The 17,594-nt window shown below is 55.6% G+C and carries 15 protein-coding genes and 2 tRNA genes; 11 read left to right on the plus strand and 6 right to left on the minus strand.

The genetic code is table 11. The annotated features are described in order from the left end of the window. Positions 1 to 5 precede the first annotated feature (5 nt). The 5 genes from ACTS1Z_RS12000 (at position 6) to ACTS1Z_RS12020 (ending at position 3,612) form a co-directional block, all read left to right on the plus strand. A tRNA-Met gene (locus ACTS1Z_RS12000) sits at positions 6 to 82 on the plus strand. A 285-nt stretch (positions 83 to 367) separates the two neighbouring features. After that, positions 368 to 1,471 carry a tyrosine-type recombinase/integrase gene (locus ACTS1Z_RS12005; RefSeq protein WP_442624705.1) on the plus strand — a complete coding sequence of 368 codons (1,104 nt, stop codon included), beginning with the start codon at positions 368 to 370 and terminating at the stop codon, positions 1,469 to 1,471. A gap of 34 nt (positions 1,472 to 1,505) precedes the next feature. Next, a complete protein-coding gene (locus ACTS1Z_RS12010; RefSeq protein WP_442624706.1) occupies positions 1,506 to 1,877 on the plus strand; it encodes a ribbon-helix-helix domain-containing protein in 372 nt (123 codons plus the stop codon). Beyond that, positions 1,874 to 2,728 carry a DNA-methyltransferase gene (locus ACTS1Z_RS12015; RefSeq protein WP_442624707.1) on the plus strand — a complete coding sequence of 285 codons (855 nt, stop codon included), beginning with the start codon at positions 1,874 to 1,876 and terminating at the stop codon, positions 2,726 to 2,728. The genes ACTS1Z_RS12010 and ACTS1Z_RS12015 overlap by 4 nt, the downstream gene beginning before the upstream one ends. Positions 2,729 to 2,739: 11 nt before the next feature. After that, complete coding sequence (locus tag ACTS1Z_RS12020; protein WP_442624708.1) at positions 2,740 to 3,612, plus strand: DNA adenine methylase; 873 nt, start codon at positions 2,740 to 2,742, stop codon at positions 3,610 to 3,612. Here ACTS1Z_RS12020 and ACTS1Z_RS12025 read toward each other — a convergent pair. Beyond that, complete coding sequence (locus ACTS1Z_RS12025; protein WP_442624709.1) at positions 3,602 to 5,611, minus strand: hypothetical protein; 2,010 nt, start codon at positions 5,609 to 5,611, stop codon at positions 3,602 to 3,604. The genes ACTS1Z_RS12020 and ACTS1Z_RS12025 overlap by 11 nt on opposite strands. Before the next feature lie 391 nt (positions 5,612 to 6,002). Next, complete coding sequence (locus ACTS1Z_RS12030) at positions 6,003 to 6,212, minus strand: hypothetical protein (protein WP_442624710.1); 210 nt, start codon at positions 6,210 to 6,212, stop codon at positions 6,003 to 6,005. A gap of 960 nt (positions 6,213 to 7,172) precedes the next feature. Here ACTS1Z_RS12030 and ACTS1Z_RS12035 point away from each other — a divergent pair. After that, positions 7,173 to 7,736 (plus strand): hypothetical protein, encoded by a 564-nt coding sequence (locus ACTS1Z_RS12035; RefSeq protein WP_442624711.1) that lies wholly within the window; start codon positions 7,173 to 7,175, stop codon positions 7,734 to 7,736. A gap of 9 nt (positions 7,737 to 7,745) precedes the next feature. On the opposite strand, the gene ACTS1Z_RS12040 is transcribed toward ACTS1Z_RS12035, so the two are convergent. From ACTS1Z_RS12040 to ACTS1Z_RS12050, 3 genes are read right to left on the minus strand one after another with little or no spacing between them, the layout of a single operon-like run. Then, positions 7,746 to 8,240, minus strand: a complete 495-nt coding sequence (locus tag ACTS1Z_RS12040) for a lysozyme inhibitor LprI family protein (RefSeq protein ID WP_442624712.1) — start codon at positions 8,238 to 8,240, stop codon at positions 7,746 to 7,748. A 58-nt stretch (positions 8,241 to 8,298) separates the two neighbouring features. Then, on the minus strand, positions 8,299 to 10,941 hold the full coding sequence (locus ACTS1Z_RS12045; protein WP_442624713.1) for a type IV secretory system conjugative DNA transfer family protein: 2,643 nt from the start codon (positions 10,939 to 10,941) through the stop codon (positions 8,299 to 8,301). A 5-nt stretch (positions 10,942 to 10,946) separates the two neighbouring features. Next, on the minus strand, positions 10,947 to 11,594 hold the full coding sequence (locus ACTS1Z_RS12050) for a hypothetical protein (RefSeq protein ID WP_442624714.1): 648 nt from the start codon (positions 11,592 to 11,594) through the stop codon (positions 10,947 to 10,949). A gap of 213 nt (positions 11,595 to 11,807) precedes the next feature. Here ACTS1Z_RS12050 and ACTS1Z_RS12055 point away from each other — a divergent pair, with 213 nt between their 5' ends. Beyond that, a complete protein-coding gene (locus tag ACTS1Z_RS12055) occupies positions 11,808 to 12,167 on the plus strand; it encodes a plasmid mobilization protein (RefSeq protein WP_442624715.1) in 360 nt (119 codons plus the stop codon). After that, positions 12,164 to 13,540, plus strand: a complete 1,377-nt coding sequence (locus ACTS1Z_RS12060) for a relaxase/mobilization nuclease domain-containing protein (RefSeq protein ID WP_442624716.1) — start codon at positions 12,164 to 12,166, stop codon at positions 13,538 to 13,540. The genes ACTS1Z_RS12055 and ACTS1Z_RS12060 overlap by 4 nt, the downstream gene beginning before the upstream one ends. On the opposite strand, the gene ACTS1Z_RS12065 is transcribed toward ACTS1Z_RS12060, so the two are convergent. Next, positions 13,537 to 13,950, minus strand: coding sequence for a hypothetical protein (locus tag ACTS1Z_RS12065; RefSeq protein ID WP_442624717.1), 414 nt, complete (start codon positions 13,948 to 13,950; stop codon positions 13,537 to 13,539). The two genes, ACTS1Z_RS12060 and ACTS1Z_RS12065, sit on opposite strands and share 4 nt — an antisense overlap. Positions 13,951 to 13,985: 35 nt before the next feature. Between ACTS1Z_RS12065 and ACTS1Z_RS12070 the strand changes: the two genes are divergently transcribed. The 3 genes from ACTS1Z_RS12070 to ACTS1Z_RS12080 all read left to right on the plus strand — a co-directional run bounded on the left by ACTS1Z_RS12070 (position 13,986) and on the right by ACTS1Z_RS12080 (position 17,426). After that, complete coding sequence (locus ACTS1Z_RS12070; protein WP_442624718.1) at positions 13,986 to 14,531, plus strand: hypothetical protein; 546 nt, start codon at positions 13,986 to 13,988, stop codon at positions 14,529 to 14,531. A gap of 54 nt (positions 14,532 to 14,585) precedes the next feature. After that, positions 14,586 to 14,662, plus strand: a tRNA-Met gene (locus ACTS1Z_RS12075). A 64-nt stretch (positions 14,663 to 14,726) separates the two neighbouring features. After that, a complete protein-coding gene (locus tag ACTS1Z_RS12080; protein ID WP_442624719.1) occupies positions 14,727 to 17,426 on the plus strand; it encodes an AAA family ATPase in 2,700 nt (899 codons plus the stop codon). Positions 17,427 to 17,594: the final 168 nt, after the last annotated feature.

A 17,594-nucleotide genomic window follows, 5' to 3' on the forward strand; every position in this document is an offset into this window, starting at 1 on the left:
GTTGGCGCGGGGTGGAGCAGCCCGGTAGCTCGTCAGGCTCATAACCTGAAGGTCGCAGGTTCAAATCCTGCCCCCGCAACCAACCAAAGCCAGTAAAATCAAAGACTTAGACGACCGCAAAATTAACGTTTTGCGGTCGTTTTAGTGTGTGATATACTTGCACACATGTTACACACTTTCACACACTCTGAGCGACAGGTTCTACCCGATGCCCAAACACACGATTTTGGGCGGTAAGGTCCACTTATATAAAAGAGATCGAAGCCGATTTTGGCAGTGCTCTACATTTCTAGACGGGCGCAACCGTCGCACGAGCACGAAGGAAGAAAGCCTATCCCATGCGAAGGAGATCGCAGAGGATTGGTATATGGAACTGCGCGGCAAGGCACGGGCTGGCTTACTCGTTAAGGGTAAGTCCTTTGCCGCGGCCGCTGACAAATTTACAATTGAGTATGAAGCGATCACGCATGGTCGGCGCAGCCCCAAATGGGTGCAAGGCCACAAGGATCGCTTGCGTCTCCATCTCTTGCCGTTCTTCGGCAAGATGTCTCTCACTGAAATCACGTCCGGCGCCGGACAGGCTTATCGCGTCCACCGCATGACCAAGCCGGAGGACTGGCCGGATGACGATAAGGAATGGAAGCCGCCGGCACGTAAGACCATTCACAACGAAGTTGTGACCCTTAGCATGGTGCTGAAAACAGCCCAGCGACATGGTTGGATCGACACGCTACCGGATTTGTCCGATCCATACCGACGGCAAACCAAGATCGAGCGGCGGCCTTGGTTTACACCCAACGAATACAAGTTGCTCTATGAGGCGACGCGAAAGAATGCCGCTGAGCCAAGAAGTCCACGGTATCGTTGGCACGCAGAACAATTGCACGACTTCGTTTTGTTCGCTGCCAACACCGGCCTTCGGCCGGACGAACTCAAACAGATTGAGTTTCGGGATGTTGAAATCGCCGACGATGCATATTCCGGTGAGCGCATTCTTGAGATTGAGGTGCGAGGGAAGAGAGGCGTAGGTTACTGCAAAAGCATGCCTGGGGCAGTCCGACCCTTTGAGCGCCTGCGCGATCGCAAGCGCATGGGATCGCAGGGCGCGAGCGGCGATGAGATCCTGCCAGAGCCAACCGATCGGCTCTTTCCAAACGAGTTTAAAAAGATGTTCAATCGCATCCTCGCGGAGAACAATCTGAAATTCGACCGAAATGACAAAGCTCGGACGGCATACAGCCTCCGCCATAGCTACATCTGCTTCCGACTACTTGAAGGTGCTGACATCTATCAGGTCGCTAAGAACTGCCGAACCAGCGTCGAGATGATCGAGAAGCACTATGCGGCTCACTTGAAGGACATGATCGATACGTCCCTTGTGAACGTTCGGCGCAAGCGCAATCACACTTCGACGGTTCAAGCTCCAGACAAAACTGGATCGACTGACGGTGAGCACCCACCGTCAGCTTAGAGCTGAAATTTGAGGAAGCCGGGCACGAAGGTGCATGGCTGTGCCATCTCTAGCAGATAGCGAAAGAGAGATGGTCCACGTATTTCTCATCACTCGTCAAAATAATCCACTGATTCCTGCGAAAAATTCCTTGCGAATTTTGCGGAAAAATGCCAGCATGAATGCATGCATTCATGTGCAGGAGAACGCAGTGGTTAAGACCAGCGCAGCAAAACGAACAGCAGGGAAAACGCCGATCCCGCCAAGCAGAATCGGCAAGAAAGGCGTCACCTTCTATTTGAAGCCGGACGCAATGAAACAACTGCGAACAATCGCCGTAGAAGAAGAGGCGACGTTGCAAAGCCTGATGATCGAGGCTGCAAACCTGCTTTTTGAAACACGGGGCAAAAGGAAATTGGCAGAATGAGCGAAACAATGACAGCGACAAAACCGAAATCAAGAGTGGCTTCAAAAGCAAATGAGGGCGCGCTTGGCGGACTGTCATTGAACGAAATCCACCACGGAAACTTCATCGAGCTTGTAAAAGCACTCCCTGACAGGAGTGTCGATCTGATCATCGCCGATCCGCCCTACAACGCCAGCAAGGGCGGCGCATGGTCAATGCAGCATGGCAAGCTCCCCGGCTTTGGCGGCGACTGGAAAAAGATCGCCGAAATCTGGGACGACATGCCGCTTGATGACTACCTAGCATTTACATTGACATGGCTTGCCGAGGCGCAGCGCGTCCTAAAATCGACAGGTTCGATGTGGGTTCACGGCACGTATCACAATGCAGGAATTTCAAACATCGCCATGCAGATTCTGGGCGTGGAGATCATCAACGAGATCGTCTGGTATAAGCGAAACAGTTTTCCGAATCTTTCGGGACGCAGGCTGACAGCAAGTCATGAGACGATCATCTGGGCGCACCGAGGCGGTAAACGCGAATATCGGTTCAACTACGAACACTCGAAGGATGGGGATTTCTCCCACGACAATCTAAAGTCAGCCGGAAAGCAAATGCGCACCGTCTGGGACATTCCCAACAACAAGGCCAAAGAAGAGCTCGCGCACGGCAAACATCCAGCCCAAAAGCCAGAGCGCGTCAGCCGCAGGCTGATCCAGCTTTCGGCCGCGCCGAATGATATCTGCCTTGTCCCATTTGCGGGTGCAGGAACAGAATGTGTCGCGGCCAAGCGTGAAGGGCTTCGGTTTATCGGCTTTGAGACCGAGAAGGAGTATCTCGACATTGCCCGAAACAGACTGGAAGACAGTTGAGAGAGGGCGGCATGGCGACACAAACATCCTTTTTCGGGGAAGAAGCCGAAGCGCCAGAGCGTGTGCATCATTCTTCGCACGGTGACGTTCCCTCGATCCTGAAATGGACGGGTAGCAAACGTAGTCAGGCGTCCCGCATCGCTGCGTTGGCGCCCGAATATGATCGTTATTATGAACCATTCCTGGGCGGTGGCGCGCTCATGTTTTTGCTTGGCAGGCCTCTGTCGGTCGGCGCGGATCTGTATCAACCCCTTGTCGACTTTTGGTCACTGGTGCGTGATGATCCAGATCGGCTTGTCGAAAATTACCGAACACAATGGCGCGCCTTGCAGGAGGACTTGCCTGCTTATTTTTATGTAGTGCGAGACAGGTTCAACCAGACCAAGAAACCCGAAGACCTGAATTTCTTGATGCGAACCTGCGTGAATGGGATTGTCAGATTCAGTCAAAAGGGCGACTTCAATAATTCCTTCCACCTATCTCGGAAGGGAATGCAGCCCGAACGCTTCGCCAAAATTGTCCGATCATGGAATCACCGGCTGCGTGGCGTTGAGTTCAGGTGCGCTGACTTTCAGGAGTCTTTGTCTGACGCGTCAGCGGCTGATTTCGTATATCTTGACCCGCCGTATGCTGGAAACAAGCAGCGCTATATCGGTGATCTCGATATTGAGCGCTTCTACGGTGTCTTAGACGACCTATCGGCGCGTGGCGTGAAATGGGCGCTGTCCTTCGACGGCAATCGCGGAGAACGCGACTACAACGTCGAACTGCCCTCCGGCCTGTTTCGGCGTAAAGTTGATCTCCAAAGCGGCTACAGCGCGGTCAACAAGGTTTTGAACGGTGCAACCGACATGGTAACAGAAAGCCTCTATCTCAACTATTGACGAGAATGACGTCAACGAAATCGCCCCATTGATCGAGCGATTTTAGATATTCCGCCAGAGCCTTGCCGTCCTCGGTGTCGCCGCGAAGGTGGAGGTCGCAACGTGCCCCATGTTCATGGAAAACGACACCGATTTGCAAATCCAAGTTCGTCTCTGGCGGCAATCCTGCGAACGGATCGTCGGCCGTGCCGTGATACGCGCCGGCGGATAGATAAACGTTCGGTTGAACTGTCCATTCATCCTCAAAGATTGACCATGCGCCGTCCGCAGCTTCTCTGCGTATGCTCGGTGCAGTCTCGAACAACGCCTGCGCATAAAGGGTCAGCCGTGGTCCGATATTTTTCTCAAGCGATTGCGCGCGTTCCTTGGATTCGATGCACAAACATATTGTTTGTTCGTTATGGCCGAAGAGGGCGAAGACGTGATCGGGGCGTTTCGCTCCCTCCGCAGACACCCGTGGCAACGTCAGCCATCGATGTTCCTCGGCATCCTTCTCCCATCGAAACGATATTCCGCTCCAGTCACCGCCTGGCGGATTGCACATGCCCTCAAATGCGACATCAGCGCCTAGCGCCTCGAAAGCTACATGAAGAGCGGTGTCCACATCTTGTTCGCCAATGGACTGCACACTTGGTTCAACGGCTAACGTCAGAGTCTCATCCGACGCGGCTGGCGACCATTGATCGCGGACATAGCCACGCGGAGTATCATCGGGCTTGGTCGAGCTGTCGGCGAGAACGCCGTCGCTTAGTTCAAGTATGGCCTCCCATAGTCCGTTGCTCAGAGCCAAGCCCAGCGGGTCGTTCGCCAAAGCCTGCCAATGTGATACCGGCGCCGGACCGAACACAAAACAGAGAAGATCTGTTGTGTCGCCAACTAGCATCCGAGCTAATGGTGGCAGCCCTCGATCCGGCCGGGCGTCGTCGCCGCGCGGCTTGAAGCCGTTAATCCAAGCTATAGAAAGATGCTGGTCGCTGCTACCAACCCAATCTCTAAAGCTGTCATCAAGATCGCCGTAAATCGCACCCATGCTTTCCGCAAAGTCCGGGCGCTGATCGGCTGGCACTAGCGACAGCGGGAGCACTTGGGAGGTCAGCCCAATCGAGTAGGCCGATCCCATCTCCATAAATTCCTTCGCGGACTCGGTCACTGTCTTGATCGACGTGGTCTTTTTCCAATCCAGTCGGGCCTGCTCGGAAAGATAATCTGGAAGCGATTGCCCATCATCCATCGCTTGTCTGGCAGCACGCCACTGATCGGATGTCAGACCATCCTGACGCTTCTTGCTATCCGCTAATAGGCTGACAAGCTGAACGCACTTTTCTTCGAGACCTTCAGCCGCCGATGTCGGATCGACGCCTGTGACCGCCAGCTTCAGAAACTCCAGAAACTCATCCTGACCGAATATTGGACCGTATGTCTCGTAGGTTTCGGGACGCGCGCCAGAGTTTGCTTCGTAAACAGGCAGACATACAGAACCCTTGTATTGTGTCATTGAAACGAAGCTGAAGGGCACGGCAGGATTGGGCATGCGTTCGGCTTTGCGTCCGCGATCAGAGGTTAGCTCGAAGCCGCCAAGCTCCGTGACAAAGAAATACGGAATTTGGGCATGAGCAAAGGAGAAGGCGCGACCTTGCCGCTGCCATGCCTGATTGCCCGCAGGAAGCGCACCGCAAAACTCGATTGCGGCTATTGGAATCTCGCCGTCTTCGTCGCTTTGACGCGTGATTATTGCGTCGGCCGCTTCGCGTAGCCGACCGCCAGCGTATTTCACAAAGGCGAGGATGTCCTGATTCCAGCGATGCTCGCCGAAGCCAGGCAGAAACTGAAATCGGTAATCAAAGCCATCGCCGATGAGTCGATAAACCGGACAGGAGACAGATTCGCTCGGCCCTTCAATGTCTTTTACGAGATCGCCCAAGCCCTGAGCGACATAGTCAAACGCTCGCACACATTCGACGATGTTATCTCCGTGAATTTTGAAAGCCTGTTGCTGCATGTAATTTCTTATCCCCATTAGATTATTTAGTTACATCGGGATTGAGTCAATGATTCCTCCGTATCAGATTTGCTTTTGAGCGTTGCCTTTGGCCCGCGCTCTAGGCGCAACGCGCCCCGAGCCCAGCGGTCTCGGCCATCCGGTGACGATCGCTAACGCTTTCTCTGACGACGGGACGGTAAGGTCCGCACTCTGCCTTCCGCTTCGCTTCGGCAGGGTTCGGGCGTTTTGATTTTGCGTCCCGGCGCACTCTTGTCGAGGCTGCGGAGGATGACGCCGGCGGAGCCCAGCCCCGCGCGCACGACGTCATCCTGACTTGCCTCTCCCAAGGGTGCGGTTTCTTGGTTGGTTTGGCGCGAAGGGCAAAAGCCCTCCGCGCGAGGCCACGGACTTAACGGCCTGGCCTCGGGAACGATTGGCGCTGTTGGCGGCGTTTATGGTGGATGATGTTGAGAACGCGATTGATCGTTTCGGCCGTGATGCGGGCATTTTCGCTGCCGGGTTGCATCGCCCCGATCTCGGCGTTGAGGGTTTCATAAAGCCCAAGAAGCTGTTGCTCGCTTAGTGTCATCAAAGATTGAGTGTCGATCTGGTTTATCATGGTTTTCTCCTTGCTTCAGACCTCGCCCATCGAGGCCTTTGAACACACAGGAGAAGGGGCATCGGCGAGCTGACACGCACCCGAAGTGAAACGAAAAGGGCCGCAACGAAGAGGAGGACGGCTTTAGCTGTTGCGGGCTTGAAGCGCGCCTGTGCGAAAACCGAATCCTGCAAAGGACTCTATGGATGAGCCGCGAGGAGAAACCGCCAATCCAGATCGATTACAAAAATGGCGCGATGCAGCATCCTGCGCGGGACACCGAAGCCCCGGCTTTCGGCGGTATTGCTACGGCTGGCAAAATCCCGACAGCACACCGGACAATCGAAGATCTATGCGCATATTGCCTGACACGCGGTCCATATCCGCACCATCCGCTATCGCCAGATTTTCCATACGCCATCCGCAAAAGGAGTAGGCAAGGGGTTGGCGTGTGTCGAACATCGATGCTTGGAACGTGTCGTGATCGCCTTTCGAGAAACCGGATTCCACTCCTGCCTTTGACCTAGCCCCTGACATACTCGCTGTGCGCCGCAACGGGTGGCCCGCTCCATTCGCCCCTGTGGGGCTCCCGTGTGACCCGTTTCCCTACGGTGCAGCGCTTCGCTGCGCCTGTCCTGATCGGGGCATGGCCGGAATGGTCCGGTCTCAAACGAAAGGACAAAATCATGACTCAAGCATCTTCAAACTCAACAACGCCCGCCTTCGTCGCCTATGCCGTTCGCGGAGATGGCGATAACGCAATCTGGAATCGGATCGGGGCTGCCTGGACTCATCGGGATGGCAAGGGAATGAGCATCGCTCTTTCCGCACATCCAGTCGGCGGTCGGGTCGTTCTTCGCGCTCCGCGCGACGCCGAAAACGGGGACGCTTAGGCGTCCCCGCCCTCGGGCGGCCTCTTTTACTTTAAGTAAATCACCTAAGATTCAGTTTTTATTCACTTTTTTCCTTTAACATAAGGAAATGAAGAGCGATTATTTGACAGTAAAGCTCAAATGGTTGTGCCTCTATTGCGTCAAAGGTCGATTTCGATATCTCGATATCTACAAAATCTACTTCGACGGCGGGCTCGACAAATTTCCAACTGGGTCAATCTGCCTTGATGACCCCATCATTCTTCTTGACCCGAAACACCCTAAATTCGCCGCTTTGCGCCCAAGCGACATTGCGCGAAGCTGCGATCTCTTTGCCGACGAAAACTGCTATCACGTCTTGAGGCTTGTTGAAGAGCGTATCGCCAGAACCGCCAATTTCAAGCCCGGCGAGCCAACTGCTTTCGTCATTACCGACCTTGATACGCAGTTTCAGCCAGCCGAAGTTTACGAGCTGACTTATCAGGACGCGATTTCGCTCTTCATCGCCCACACCGAGACATTCCGTCTTCCGGTCGCGGTGCGTCCAAATGATCCGTCAGGGCCATTGATCGTCATTTTCGCCGCTCATGCGGCCGATATGCGCATAAGGGACGGCAACCCGCATCCGCCCCGGCCGAGATCGCAATTCCGGGGGATTTTCTTCACATCCTAAGCGCGCCTATTACAAAAGCTCTCCAATGCGCTGTCGATAGGCTGCCGATATGCAGGCGCGCGTCTGACAGGCTCTCAGTTGCCGCAGGAAACGGCGCTGGTCGGCCAGATGGCGATCGCGCTCGCTGGCCGGACTTGCGTCACGGCGCGCATTATATCGGGCCACCATCTCTCGTTCGAGTCCGGCGAGGCCGCTATCGTCGCACACCATGCGCTCAACATTGGTGAGCTGGCCGTCGCAACTATAGGTCGGCCCAATCGAAGTGCGGCCTGGTGACGGGTCAATTGCTGGGATAGGCGGCGGGGCAGGGGACTCAGCTTCAAATCCTGTGTCGTTGGCTAAGTCATCTGTTGCGACGGGAGCGTCGGCGATCTCGCCACTGTCTTCCGCGTCTTCGAGCTGTATCGGAGGGGGCGCTTGAATCGGTTCGGGAGTGAGGTCGTCCTGCGCCTCGCCATCGTTGACGGATTGATCACCAGAACATGAGGCGAGCGCAATGGCCATTGCTGCAAGCATGAATCTCCCAAGTCCAACATTCATCCGCACATCGCCCTCTCGTTTCTCAACTAAAGTCATGTTCGACCGTGATGATGTCTTGGCGCACCGCGCCTGCACGTTGAACCTGCGCGAAAGCGTGCCAGCGGCCCATGTGAATCAAATCGGCTTGAGACAAGGCACGGTGCTTTTCGTTGCCGTGCATGCGGTATTGGCGCGTCAGGTCCTCCGCCCGCCATTCCGCAGCCTGCCGTTCGGAGCGGTATTGGCGATCCGTCGCAGGTCCAATGAAACGCTCGTCGGCTTCATAGGTCGCCTGCCGCTTGGCGCGGTCAACCGAGAGCCGTTTCGGGTTAATCAGCCCAATCGCGGCATCGAAGAACGACCTCGGGCGCGCTTCGATCTCTTCCGTTTCGTCGACCGGCGCGAACGGATCCCAGCCATCGATCAGATACCGAAATTCGATGCTTTCGCGATGCCCGTCCTCATAAACGCGGTTGCGCTCATATTCGCCGGCACACCAGCAGGCGTATTCAACGGTTTCCCGTTCTTCGGTTCTGAAGAAGATTTTGGTGCGTGCCTGCTGGATGAAATTCCCAGCCGCCTTATCCCCCATTGCCTGCACCAATGCGGCAATCGTCTGAGTCGCAAAAACGCCTGCCAGCCCCGTCGAACGCGCAACATTCCAGAAACTCGCATCGCTCAGGCCCGATGCGGGATCGACAGTCGCAAGTTCCTGAACTTCATCCATGACGACGAGGCAGGGCTGATCTTGAGGTGACTTGCCGTCGCGCTTCCACGCGATCTCGCGCACCCTCGCTTCACGATAGAGCGCGGTTTTAATCAGGATGCTGGTCAGGCGGGCCGGAAGGCCATCTTCGATGGACGAGAGAGCGATGAGCACGAGCTTCCCGTCGAGAGCCGCGTTTATATCGACGGTGTTCTCGGCTCGGCCTTCGGCAAATCGCTCGCGCAGCGATTTCGCGCCCGAGAACCCGTCGAGCAATTGGGTGATCGAAGCAACGATGCCGGTTTTGGTCTGCGGCGCCATCGATACCCATGCGCCAGTCAGATATTCGATCGACGACATCACATCGGGAGAATAAATTGTGTCCAACCGGCTCTTGATCCGATCCGCCTCATCGGCGTCATTCCGATCGATCGCGGCCTCCCAATCGTCGGCTTCGCTGTCATACTCACGGCGCAGGCTCGAGACCGCGTAATCAAGCGGACCGGGATGATCCTCATTTCCCGTGATCGTCACGGCGCGATAGGCCCACCATAGACTGTAGGGATTGATGCCTGAGGCCTCGAACTCATCCTGCCCGGCCTTCGTCTGCGCATAGGCCTGACCAATTGTCAGCGCGTGACGCAGAACATTGGCGGCCATATCGGGCCAGAAGCTATCCGATGCGTTGCCGCTGACCTGGCGCAACACAGAGCGGAGCGCCGCTGCAATTTGCGTCGGATTGAGGCTCGCAATCGGGTTTAGGCCTTTGTGTCCCGCGCCCGATCCGATCACCACTACGTCATCCTGCCGGTCTATGGAGTCCGCGACGCCTTGGACATCCTGCCACAGGACGCCTTTCGCATCGGCGACAAAAGCGCCGAACTTCCGGTCGGTAAGAACCTGTCGCATCAATGGTTTCAGAAGGGCGGTGGTTTTGCCTTCGCCCGTGCCGCCGAAAACAAGCGTGTGCTGAAACAGGGATTCCCGGTCCAGATTGAGCGGCTGCCCCGGCGTCGGGGCTGACAGATCACCGCGCGCCCTCAACATGCCCGTCGCGCGACCAACCGGAAAAACGGGAGAGTCTTTGAGATAGCCCGTTGCCTGTTCCAATTGCCTGCGAAATGTCTGGCCGACGAGATCCCGCATTTCGCTCCGAAAGGCCCAACGCACATCTGCGTCCTTCGTGACGAGGCGATAGGGCTCGGACTTTGCGCGCATCCATGAGGACAGCAAAAGCACGGTCACAATCAGACCCACGCCGATTGCTAAAGGAATGAGTGCGAGTGCTGACACAAGAACGGTGGCGAGATTTTTGGAGAGGTCGGTGAGGGCCGCGCCAAAATTGGCTGACAAAAGCGACCATGTGGAAACCCTGACCGGCTCGTCGCCCGGCCATTGTTCAATGACCGGCCGCTCCCCTTCCAAAAGGGCCGGAATGAATCCGGCCACATCGAAGAACACATTCAGGACAAGGTAGAGAAGAATGACCGTCAGAACGACGAGCGAGGCTTTCAATCCGCCACGGAAGGCGGATTTGTAAGCCGCGTCGGTCATATAGCGATCCGCGAGCCAGACGATACCGCGTCCGCCTGGCAAGCGTCCGTCTTCATAAAGCGGCCTCTCAATATCTTCCGGCACGGCTTGATAGAGTTCGGGGTAGGTTTCCGTCGGCCAAACCTGTGCGCTGTAGCCTTCCCGATCTCCTTCACGCAGAGCGTCCGTGCCGGTGTTCGCTGCCCGGTCCAATAGGAATTGAGAGAAGCGATTGATTGGCAGAAATCTTGAGAGTTTGTCGCCGAGCCAGTTCACCGGCTTCCACAGGACGAAGGCGAAAATCCCAAGCACGAACAAGAACCATGCAGGGATCAGACTCAGCACGAAGATGATCGCGCGTCGGAACGGCTTGAATTGCCATGCGGCCACGAGCGCGATGGGAAGGCCGTAGGTCAGAAGCAGACTGGTCAGACTGTAGCTTTGCATCCCGATCATCCCAGCACGGGTCGAAGCGTGATTGGAATCTCGCCGATGTCGACAGATGGCGTGTCCGGCGGCCCGATAAAGTCGGGCGCGCTGATATAGACGACTTCCCAATCTCCATCGGCGTGTCGAAACACTGCAAGCCAACGTTGCAGTTGCGGATATTCAGCCGACCCGCCGTTCAGAATTACGCCGAGGAGTTTCACCCGGCGCGTATCAACGACATAGGCTGTTCCCGCCTCCCATGCATCATTCCAGAATGCTTCCGTATCGAGAGATTGAACATCAAGACCATTCGGCAGTGATGCCGGCACTTCATTTGATGCGTTGAGGGAATCGAGCATTTGCCGCTCGATTTCCGTTGCCTGATCGGTCGTCGGGATTTGAGACAGGTCTTCGCGCGCTACGCTTGGCGCAGGCAGACCGGCCAAAGCCAGTCTCGCTTCGCGTTGCTGTCGCTCCACTTCGCCCTGGAGCGTCGAAGCGCGGTTGTTTTCAGTCGCACTCGTTTCGATGGAGCTGAACGTCCACCAGCCGAGCAAAATCAAGAAAATGCCAAGCCCGACAAGCACCGGCTGAATCCGCCGCACCCTTGCGGCGCGAACATGCCCGTCCGTGACGAGCTGTTCCCAGCCGAGAGGCTTGTAGTCACTCATAGATCAGAAGTTACGCAATTTTGCATCTGTTGCCCCTCCGTTGAACGACAGTAGCAGTATATTCAAAGAAGAGAAAACCCTTCACGAAGTGAGAGTTTTCATGCATAATAATTAGCGGAAGTAACGGATAGCCAGATATGTTTTTGTAGCTACAAAAACTCTGGCAAGGGGGAGCGGAATTCCCCCTTTGAACCCCCGCAAGGGCACAATCGGATGACGAAAACCGGACGGCCAAAACTGAACACTGAGAACACCCGAAATAAGGTGTTGCGTGTCCGTTTGACCGAAACCGAACGGCTCGCGATGATCGAGCGTTCGGCAAAGGCTGGTTATCCCACCCTGTCCGATTTTGTCCGCGATTGCGCCCTTCGCCGCGCACTTCCACCGCGAAGAACGGCGGATGATGGCGGCGTTTTTTCACCCGAGGACCGAAGATCGCTCGTGAACCTCGGCAACAATCTCAACCAGATTGCCCGGGTGAAAAATTCTGGGCGGCGTTACGTCATGGAAGACGAACTGACCAAGACGATCGCGAAGCTTGAACAGCTTTTTGATCGCTACCTGCCGCAATGATTCCAGCGGCCGTCGCACGAGGATCATCCTTCAAAGGCCTTGCGGCCTACCTTGGCGGTTCGAAGAAGAATGATCATCGGGCGGTATGGTCAGCCACCCAGAACATCGGCACCGAAGACATACACATGGCCGCAAGGCTGATGGCGGCCACAGCGATGGATGCCGATGCGATCAAGCGCGCAAACGGATGGGATGGACGCGGGCGCAGAACAACCAAGAGGCCCGTCTATCACTGGATCATGTCCTGGCCGGAGGACATGTCGCCAGATGCCACCCATCAGGAAGACGCAGCGCGTGATCTTCTAAAGGCGACCGGCTTCGATGAGGCGCAAGCCATCTTCGTCGGTCATGACGACAACGGAAAAACGCATGTCCATGTCGTCATCAATCTCATCAATCCCGAAACGGGAAAACAGTTCTCCCGATCCAACGACCACTACAAGGCGCAGGCCTGGGCGCTGGATTATTGCAAGGCGAACGGGATTGATGTCGAAAAAATCGCGCCCAATCGCGCGAAAAATGCAGAGAAGCGAAAGCGGGCAAAAGAGCGCGGCGGATTAGAGCCCGGCGAGACGCTTGAAGGCAACAAGCGCCTTTCCCGTTCCGAATGGAACAAGATGCGCAAGGCCTTGCTCGAACGCCAAGCTTTAGAGCGTTCCGACTTACACGAAGACCATGCCAGCGACCGTGCTTTTGCGAAGATTAAGATCGAGGCACGGAAGAAAGCCGATAAAGCCGCTTTCCTCAAAGAGCATGCGCATCAGAAAAGCCTCGCGCAGCAGCGAAACCGACCCTATTGGCGCGACCTGTTCCAGCGCCAGCGCCAAGAGAGCGCCGAAGCACGGAATGCGGTTGAGAAGGCGATCAAAACCCATCGCCGTGCGCACTCTTTCCTGGGGCGCGTCCTTTCGGTGCTACCCTTTCGCAAAAATGCGGAACAAGCGCAGGCCGAACTCTCGCTCGCCAAGATGAAACTGGCCGAGCTTCTGAAACAGCAGGAGCGCGAACGATATAAGCTCAGCCGAAAACTGTCGGGCGATGTCTTTGATCGAACACTCGAGGCGCTTCCGCGACGCGAGCCGATAGATCTTGCCGATATGAAAGAGCGTCACGCGCGGGACTGGCAGGAGTTGAAAGAAAGGCAGGCCGAGGAGCGCAAGGATGCCGGCGTCAAGTCCGCGAAATTGACCAGCGGGCAGAAGGCAAAAGCGCGGGACAATGCCGACCGGCAGAAGGAGCGGGATCGGGAAGAGCGCCGCCGTATGAAAGAGCGCGCCAAAGAGCTGGAACGCAGCGAGCGACGGCAGGAGCGGGAGAGGACCAGAGCCGAGAAACAGCGGCAGCAGGAACAGGACAAAGATCGCGAGCGCTAGTCGCCAGATTTGTCGAACATTTCCTTGGCGCCCTTGCGCCATTCTTCGGGCCAATCCTCCGGCCAGTCATCTTCGTTTACTGCGCCGTGCGTCGCCTCATACTGCCCTTGAAAAATATCGGCATAGGATTTCGTTTTGCGAAAAAACTCCGCGACGGACTCCAAGTCGCTGTCGTTATCCACGCGCTCATTCAGCGCGTAGAACATGAGAAAATCGGTAAAAGCGGGCAGGCTCACGCCTTTAGCTTCGGCTTCTTCCCGCATGATATTGAGCACCATCTGCAAGTCGATGGCGTTGATTTTTCGGTCTGCGAAGAATGTGATACTGTCCGCAACACGGATCGCTTCATCGATCTGTTCGTCGCTGGCGTCGTAAGAAAGCTCGTCGTTTGGTTTTGATGTCTCGTTCACTCTTAAATATATCATATATTTGAAAGATTCTGCAAATGGCTCAGAGCGATGACGGCAATTCGGGGCGCGGCGGCTGGGACAAGAATCAAAAACCAGCCTATGTGCTTCGACCGCCACCCTTACCGGGGATGCGTCCGCCTCCCGTGCCGCCTGGCACATCACAGAATGTTGCCGCTATCAAAGCGAAGCTGAGTGCCCAGCAGGAGCAGGGCGCATCTTCCGAGCAGAAGCCGGAACAGACATCGGGTCGGCAATCGAAATTTATTGATCGTGACCGTGCAGATATGGAGCGAACGCGCGCCGCGTTGAAAACGTCAGCCGAACGATTGAAAGGGGCGGAACGGCAAAATCAGGTCAGCCGCTTTGTGAAAGCGGAGAATGCCCCCGCTCGTTCAGGCCAAGCCCAACCGTCGAAATCGAAAGATCAGCATCCCGCTCAAAGCCGCTTTTTCAATCCGGCCAATGATCGCAAGAGCATCGATGATCGCAGGACTCAATTGAAGGCTGCGAGTGAGCAACAAAAGCAATCGCGTTTCCAAACCCCGCCCAGTCAAGGGCGCGGAGACGAACCCCAGCGCTAATCTGGCGAATCGCTTGACTGATACTAAGTTATTCTTAAAATTAAGGTTTCTTGGCGCGGGATGGAGCAGTCTGGTAGCTCGCAAGGCTCATAACCTTGAGGTCAGCGGTTCAAATCCGCTTCCCGCAACCAATTCTCCCGCAACTAACTTGAATACTTCGTCAATTGGCTCTTAGTCGGAGGGCAGGAGAGGCATATGGCTTATGAAGAATTATTAGATTGGTCCAAAACGCGCTCTGATTGGCAACAAGATGCCTTGCGCCGAGTAGCGATCGCCGGAGAAATCTCAGATGATGACCTCACTCAACTGAAATCCCTGATCGAACATGCCGCCGGACTGCCAGTCGAAGCCGTAGTTGAGCCGATGCCACTTGAGGCTGCACATTTGGTCGGCACGGCTGATGGGGAAGATCTAAAAACCGCGCTCACTTCGCTTGGTCCAGTTCGTCACGTTGATCGTCTTGCCGATGATCAGCCGCCTTTGCAATTTGCTGTAAACGGCGTGACCCTAGTTTACGGCGCAAATGCCAGCGGAAAAAGCGGATATTGCCGCATCGCAAAGCAACTCTGTCGCTCTCACAGCCCCGTTGACCTACGGGGGAATGTATTTGCGGACGCGAACCCCAATCCCCCCGAAGTAGCATTTGCTTATGCGCTCGGGGATGACCCGGATGAAAAGACCGATGTAGATTGGGTGAACGGTGACGCTCCGCCCGAGCCTCTCTTGCGTATCTCTGTGTTCGATACTGCGTCTGCCCGCGTTTATGTGGACAAAGAGCGGAAGATTGAATTTTTGCCGTTTGAACTCGATGTCATGAACAAGCTGGGGCTGACATGCCGGGCGCTCGATGTGGAGTTTCAGCAGCGCGAGGCGGTGCTGGATAGAATAATCGCTGTGCCACTGCCCTCTGCCTATACAGAGGGAACAACCGTTCATGCGGCTGTCGCTAAGCTAACACCCGACACTGCGCTCCAACAAATACCGAATGAAGATGATCTTCGCGCGCTCGCCGATTGGAACGACGAAAAGCAAGCCGAGCTTGAGCGGGTTGCCGCACAACTAGAAGGCGACCCAAAGGAGCAAGCGCGTCTGCGCAAGGAGGCCAAGCGCGCTCTGGAGGTTGTCAGGCGCGACATAGAAAAAGGGCTCATAGTCGTAGGCGATAATGCCATTGCCGAGTTGATTGGAAAAAAATCCAACGCTGAGGCAAAGAGCAAGGCTGTCGAGGAAACGGCCAAGGAGCTGTTCGAGCAACAGCCTATCTCGGACCTTGGTTCGGATACCTGGCGTCAAATGCTGTCATACGCACGAGAGTTTGCCGCTACTGTCTACGACGGCAAAGATCCACCGCAGCTCGCCACAGGCGACCGGTGCGTTCTTTGCCAGCAGGAACTATCCGATGAAGCCTCAACGCGCTTGAGTGCGTTTGATGAATTTATTGTTGGTCGAGCGGCCGAAGAGAGCGAAGCCGCCCATAATGACTTTCTCGACCATAAGGGAAACATTCTCGACACAGGGGCTATGTCCAAAGAAGAGGTCGAAGCCTTGCTCGCAGGGTATTCAGCGCTTGCTGATCCCGCCCCAGCCCACGCCCCAAAAATCATTGCGTTCGTTGAACACCTCAACACACGTTTGGAAACGGTCAAGAACGCGCTGCGCGGAGACGATTGGGACGCACTTCCCGCACTGAGCCCGCTCGGCGATACGCCAATTGCACTAATTGACGCAGAAATCAGCCGCCTAGAGACCGAGATCGAAACTCTCGAAGAGGCAGATCGCGATGAGGATGCTCTTGCCGCACTCAAAATACGATTGGCAGAGCTCTCCGATCAGAAACTGCTTAGCCAAGAGATCGATGTTGTCATTGAGCGGCGGCATCGCTTGGCAGAACGCTGTCGCGTCAAGACCTGCCGCAAAGAGTGCGCTTGGGGATTGATTACGCGCCGTATCACGACTCGACGTCGAGAAATTCTAACACCTTCCCTGCGCACTGCTTTGCGAGACGAACTTAAGAAACTGAAACTGACTCACATACCAATAGACCTCTCGGACCGGGGCGAGGGCACCGACAGCATCATTGAAATCGAGTTGTCGGCCCGACAACGTGTCGCGAACAACAGTGACATTCTGAGCGAGGGCGAACAGCGCGCATTGGCGCTTGCCTGTTTCCTAGCCGAGTTAAACGAGACCGAGACTATGCATAGCATCATTGTGGATGATCCCGTGTCTTCACTTGATCATACTCGAATGGAGGCCGTCGCAAAGCGACTAGCAGAAGAAGCCCAGAAGGGACGACAGGTTATCGTGTTCACGCACAACATCCTGTTTCACTACATGATGATGTCCGAGGTCCGCGGTGTTCAGGTGGCACGTCACACAGAGTGGATGTGCAGCATGGGCGAAGACCAGTTTGGCATCATCGATGAGACCCAAAAGCCGTGGCATGTAAAAAAAGTGCCCGAACGATTGAGCGACCTCGCTACAGAACTGAGCCAAATCAAGAATGACGGCTACGATCCTAACGATCAAAACAATCGCCCAGTTGTGATCGGCCTTTACACGCGGATGCGTGAGACGTGGGAGCGGATCGTCGAAGACGTTTTACTGAATGGCGTGGTGCAACGCTTTCGTCCCGAAGTCATGACCATGCGCCTCGAAACCGCCTGCATTGATCCGAATGCCGACTATCCGAAAATATTCGAAGGTATGCGTCGGTGCTCACATTATTCCGGTCATGATCGTGCAGAAGATTTGCCCGCTGAGCTGCCCGACACAGATGTGATGGAAGGCGACTTGCAACAATTGAACGAATTTTTCCAAGCGGCGCGCGAGCGCCAGAAGAAGTTGGAGAAAGCACCCAAATATGAAGCCGGCGTCGCTCCTAAGTTTCTATAGCCCCATTCTTTGGGCGTTGCCTTCGGCCCGCGCTCTATTCGCTTCGCTCACCGAGCCCTGCGGTCTCGGCCATCCGGTGACGATCGCTAACGCTTCTGGGTGGCGTGCATCTGCGATGCACGGCTTTTGACATCTCTATGCTTGGGGGCTTTGCCCCCTGGCGCACCG

This window comes from Parasphingopyxis sp. (assembly GCF_052168295.1).
GTDB lineage: Bacteria > Pseudomonadota > Alphaproteobacteria > Sphingomonadales > Sphingomonadaceae > Parasphingopyxis.